At 40.2% G+C, this 4,587-nt stretch carries 7 protein-coding genes and 1 pseudogene; 4 read left to right on the top strand and 4 right to left on the bottom strand.

What is annotated here, in order from left to right; genetic code table 11:
• The 4 genes and pseudogenes from AB1488_09990 to AB1488_09975 form a co-directional block, all read right to left on the bottom strand.
• Window positions 1-856: sigma-54 dependent transcriptional regulator (locus tag AB1488_09990; protein MEW6410421.1), on the bottom strand; the 856-nt coding region annotated here is incomplete at its 3' end.
• Between the two features lie 89 nt (window positions 857-945).
• The gene (locus tag AB1488_09985; GenBank protein MEW6410420.1) at window positions 946-1,116 is read right to left on the bottom strand and encodes a hypothetical protein; all 171 of its coding nucleotides are present in this window, start codon (window positions 1,114-1,116) and stop codon (window positions 946-948) included.
• 3 nt (window positions 1,117-1,119) lie between these two features.
• Window positions 1,120-1,203: pseudogene (locus AB1488_09980) on the bottom strand (tyrosine-type recombinase/integrase).
• 14 nt (window positions 1,204-1,217) lie between these two features.
• On the bottom strand, window positions 1,218-1,595 hold the full coding sequence (locus tag AB1488_09975; GenBank protein MEW6410419.1) for a tyrosine-type recombinase/integrase: 378 nt from the start codon (window positions 1,593-1,595) through the stop codon (window positions 1,218-1,220).
• Window positions 1,596-2,133: 538 nt separating this feature from the next.
• On the opposite strand from AB1488_09975, the gene AB1488_09970 reads away from it, so the two are divergent.
• From AB1488_09970 to AB1488_09955, 4 genes are all read left to right on the top strand, one after another.
• Window positions 2,134-2,736 (top strand): HEPN family nuclease, encoded by a 603-nt coding sequence (locus AB1488_09970; protein MEW6410418.1) that lies wholly within the window; start codon window positions 2,134-2,136, stop codon window positions 2,734-2,736.
• 112 nt (window positions 2,737-2,848) lie between these two features.
• Entirely contained in the window at window positions 2,849-2,974 is a 126-nt protein-coding gene (locus tag AB1488_09965; protein MEW6410417.1) for a hypothetical protein, read from the top strand.
• 14 nt (window positions 2,975-2,988) lie between these two features.
• Window positions 2,989-3,624, top strand: a complete 636-nt coding sequence (locus AB1488_09960) for a hypothetical protein (GenBank protein ID MEW6410416.1) — start codon at window positions 2,989-2,991, stop codon at window positions 3,622-3,624.
• Window positions 3,625-3,743: 119 nt separating this feature from the next.
• Window positions 3,744-4,469 carry a hypothetical protein gene (locus tag AB1488_09955; protein ID MEW6410415.1) on the top strand — a complete coding sequence of 242 codons (726 nt, stop codon included), beginning with the start codon at window positions 3,744-3,746 and terminating at the stop codon, window positions 4,467-4,469.
• Window positions 4,470-4,587 lie beyond the last annotated feature (118 nt).

Here is a 4,587-nt window from a genome sequence, read left to right as displayed (position 1 = left end):
TCGTAGCAGTAATAAGGCGGACATCTACCTTTATTGGTTTTAAACTCCCTATCCTTGTAATCTCCATGTCCTGAAGAACCCTCAGGAGTTTTGCCTGGAGATCAAGCCTGAGACTTGATATCTCATCGAGAAATATTGTCCCACCATTTGCATATTCAAACTTACCTATCATCTTCGTATATGCACCTGTAAATGCACCTTTCTCATGACCAAAAAATTCACTCTCCATAAGTTCAGAGGGAATGGCTGCACAGTTTACGGCTACAAATGGCTCTTTACATCTCGGGCTTTCTTTATGTATGCATCTTGCAATAAGCTCTTTGCCTGTTCCGCTCTCTCCTGAAATTAATATACTCGTAGATGCTGAGGCTACATTCTTGATTATCCTAAATATCTCTAACATTTTTTGGTTTCTGGTTATTATGTCACCGAAGCCCCATATCCTTTCTATCTCAGAGCGAAGATATTCCACTTCATTTTTTAATCGCTGTTTTTCAATAATACGACTGACAACAGAGAGTATCTCATCGGATTCAAAGGGTTTGCTAATATAATCATATGCACCATGCCTGATACATGCTACTGCTTCCTTAATACTATTTATAGCAGTGACCACCACAACATCAATATCAGGAGCAATATCTTTGAGTCTATTGAGAACCTCTCTACCATCCATCACAGGCATCGAGAGGTCAAGAAGAATAATATCCACATCATTTTTCTCGATAAGCTCTATAGCCTCCTTTCCATTTGTAGCGGTTAATGTTGTATATCTATCTTCAAGGATTAACTGGAGCGATTCCCTTACAGCCTCTTCATCATCAACAATTAATATAACAGGCATTTCACCATTCATATCAGAGTATTATACCACTCAGAGTATTATACCACATTCTTTCCCTGTATGACTTTATAATCTCTAAAAATAGAGATAGAAATCTCCATTTATCTGTCGAGCGGGCTCTTTACCCCGTTAGAATGCCCCGCTGCTTGCAGCAGGGATGAAAATAATTTTCCTTTTTGAGCGAACACGGGGTTAATGCCCCGTGTGAGCCTTCCCGTTAGAAGGCGGAGTCTTCTAACGGGGTTTACACCAAGAATATTCTTTGTAGCCACATGGGTATAGATCATTGTTGTCTGGAGATTTTTGTGGCCAAGGAGTTCCTGAATCGTTCTTATATCATAGCAGTTTTTAAGGAGATGGGTGTCAAAACTATTTAAAAATCAAGTGGGCTCTTTGCCTCTTTCAGGGTGCTGCTCTTGATGGTATGCGTGTAGACCATTGTTGTCCTGACATCGCTGTGCCCGAGTAATTCCTGAATTGTGCGTATATCGTAATTCGCCTGCAGCAGGTGAGTGGCAAAGCTGTGGCGGAAGGTATGGGACGATACCCTCTTCATAATATCCGCCTTTCTGACTGCATCCTTAATCGCCCTCTGAACATGGGTCTCGTATAGATGGTATCTTCTGTACCCCTTTTCATTAGGCACGAAGGTCAGCGATTTTGCCGGGAAAAACCACTGCCAAATGAGTTCCTTGCCGCAATCCTTATATTTCTTTTCCAGCAGGCCGTCAACAAATGCGCCTTCTTCCATTCATCCCCTATCTTTCCCTCGTCCCTCATGGGGAGAGGGTTGGGGTGAGGGGTGGTCTGATTGTCGGGTCGTAACTGCCTCACAGAATCACTTGCCTCCAGCATGTCATAATAAACCGACACAGCCTGAACAGCTTCCTTTTGCTGATCAGGAGACTGATTCTTCTCCCGCAGCTTCTCTATAAATTTCTTAAGGGATTGGCTGTCAGAGTAGGGTTGTTTATATTTATGACAGTAGTCAAGATAGTATCGCAGCCATTTCTTATAATGATTATGAAATGAAACAGGAATAGTCTTCTTAGCCAAAATCATTCCATATTTGGACCATAATTCATTTGGGATATTAATCATTCAGAAATATCCTCTTTTCTGTCTATCATGCAAAAAGTAATGTTAGTCGGAAATAATATATGCAGTTTTATATTTTTTGTCAACATTTTATTGTTTTTGCTTGATTTTCAGGCTCAGTTCTGGTAAAAGACAGAAAGTGTATAATTATTTGTTAGACACATGATTAATTCCAAGGAAGGATAATTGTCATGCCTACATTCGATAGGGACATCGACAAGATTGCAATGGACATTATTTCTGGGAGCATGTATTCATTAAATTTTTTGAGAAATATATCGGTAGCTATCTTTGATAAAAGAATAAAGGATATAACAGTTCGAGAGTTTTATGAAGCATGGCTAAAGAAAACTAAATATACAGAACATTCAGTTCCATATTGCCTTGGGTCAATCTTCGGGTATCTTTATTGTAGCATATTGCTTAGTAAAGAACGATGGTATGATCTGCTTCCAGAAGATTATATAAAGGATGCCTCTGCTGAATGGGGGTTTGTTGGCGTTAAATACAATTCGCCAAAGAAACTGAAACCTTCAATAAAATACACAATACGTAGGATGAGAAATGCGCTGGGGCATGGAAATATTTCAATAAACGTACCGCACGATCTTGATCATCGGAAAGACGAATTTGAGTTTGAGAAAAAAACCACTGTTAAGTTCTATGACAAAGACCAAAGAGATAGTTCTGATGTTTTTAAGATTGAGATATCTATTGAGGGGTTATCAATGTTGGTTAAGAAGTTTCATGGAATTGCGTATCGAGAAATTATGAAGGATATAAATCGTGTCTAATAACTTGTTAGGCAATACCAGCATTAGAGAGTAAGCAATGTCGCAAGAGAAAACACATTTAAACTGCAAATATTTTGATACAGCACGATGCCCAAATCGAAATAATGAAATCATGAAAAAAGCAGCATTTGATATCCCTGAAACAAAAACAGGCACGCCACAAATCATCAACATAGACGGCATTGAGCAAACAGACGAAATATGTCACAGGTGCGACTTATTTGAAATGAGGAGCTAAAAAAGGGGGGCAAATTGAGAAAAAAATTATTATGTGCGTTATTAATAGTTATTAGCTTGTTACTTTTTGGATGTGCTGAAACATTAATTACTTCTGCAATTGCCCCACCAACATCAACCTACAATATTACTGAAGAGGAGAAAAATTATACATTTTCCAGTAATTCACCAAAAGTTACTCTTTTGTTGTTAGAAGATAAAAGGGAAAGCACTAAATTGGTCAGGTCTGTTACAGGATTTCAAGGTTTATTGTATCATGCTACCGGTTGGAGTATTGATACAGAGCGACCTATAAATGAATTGGTGACAAAAAAACTTAGATATTATCTTGAGAAAAATGGAATTATGATTTCCTCTAATGAAAAAACAGAAACCTTTATGTATGCAGTGGGGGGAGAGATAATAACATTTAATTTGGACAAGCATGGCGGGCTTTCTGGTTCGTGGGTGGCTAATGTAGATTTGAATATATTTATAAAAGATACGATAAAAAACAAAACAATAGAATACTACAGGGTAACCGGAACTGCTGAGAGGACAAATTGGAAAGGTACGAATTCTGGAATTGATGCACTTAATGAAGCTTTAGACATTGCGATCAACAAAATAGACATTGAAAAGATACGCAACATATTATCTATGAATAAGTAAAACATGACTGTCTAACGAATCACTCGTGCGGACGGCTGATAGCCGCCGCACAGTTCCGGCGTTAGGTGCCAATCGACGTTTTTCCCAAAACACTTCGTGATCGACAGGGGAGAGAAACCATGAGCGACTTAGCAAAGATCCTGTATGAGCGATTCTTTATGAGGGATGTGCTTGGCAAGGTCACACCAGGGTTTATTGTCCTTCTTACCTTCCTTCATTTGTTTGGCGTCAACCAACTCCCCATTGTACCCGACATGAAACTGGAGGGGCCAATTCAAGTGGTGGTCTACGTGATCATTATTCCTGTGTGTTACCTGCTTGGCCTCGGACTACAGATTTTCGGCGAAAGTTTTGGCCTGCATAGTCCTAGCCCTCAACCCCTTAAGTTTCTCTTGGTACTCCGGCTGCCAAGTTGGGCGGAAGCCTATAACGAACATAGAAATAGGCTATCCATGATAAATACGAAGATCGCAGACAAAGATGTAAGGGCAGACGTCAAAAGCCAGCGAGAAAGATTCGTTTATCTTAAGGAGGGATCGGGAAATCTGGCACTGGCCTTTGCAGGGTTGGCAACGGCGCTTCTCTTTAAAAGCCCCGACGCCTTAAAGAATGAAAGCGGTACGGTGATTGGCCTGCTATTTGGGCTTGCCGCTATTCTCGAGGTATCCCACTACCTTCATGGAGCCAGACAATCAGGGTTTGAGATCCGAGCTCTCCACGAGGCTGGTGTACTCACAGACGAGCAGTCTAAAAAGATGTTCCTGCGAGTACCCCGATGGGCACTAGAGCGTCCACCAGATCCGCCGGCACCTAACACTTATAAGGCCTCCTATTGTCACTTATAAGGCCTCCTATTGTCAAGAGAAAAAAGTATCCTTAGCGGAAATTAAAATAAAAATAATCTCCTTATTTTTTGCGATACCTTACAGATTGCATAAAAGCCCTGACTTTGGTTTCCCAATA

This window comes from Nitrospirota bacterium, from assembly GCA_040756155.1.
In the GTDB taxonomy this organism is placed as follows: Bacteria; Nitrospirota; Thermodesulfovibrionia; order JACRGW01; family JBFLZU01; genus JBFLZU01.
The sequence above is the reverse complement of the archived record's forward strand: the minus strand, read 5'-3'. Positions and strand labels throughout refer to the sequence as shown.

What these genes read in the sequence shown, in the direction of transcription:
- AB1488_09965 (MEW6410417.1), top strand. Translation starts at nt 2,849, where the DNA reads ATGAAAAAAGCAGCATTTGATATCCCTGAAACAAAAACAGGCACGCCA.
- AB1488_09975 (MEW6410419.1), bottom strand. Translation starts at nt 1,595, where the DNA reads ATGGAAGAAGGCGCATTTGTTGACGGCCTGCTGGAAAAGAAATATAAG.
- AB1488_09970 (MEW6410418.1), top strand. Translation starts at nt 2,134, where the DNA reads ATGCCTACATTCGATAGGGACATCGACAAGATTGCAATGGACATTATT.
- AB1488_09955 (MEW6410415.1), top strand. Translation starts at nt 3,744, where the DNA reads ATGAGCGACTTAGCAAAGATCCTGTATGAGCGATTCTTTATGAGGGAT.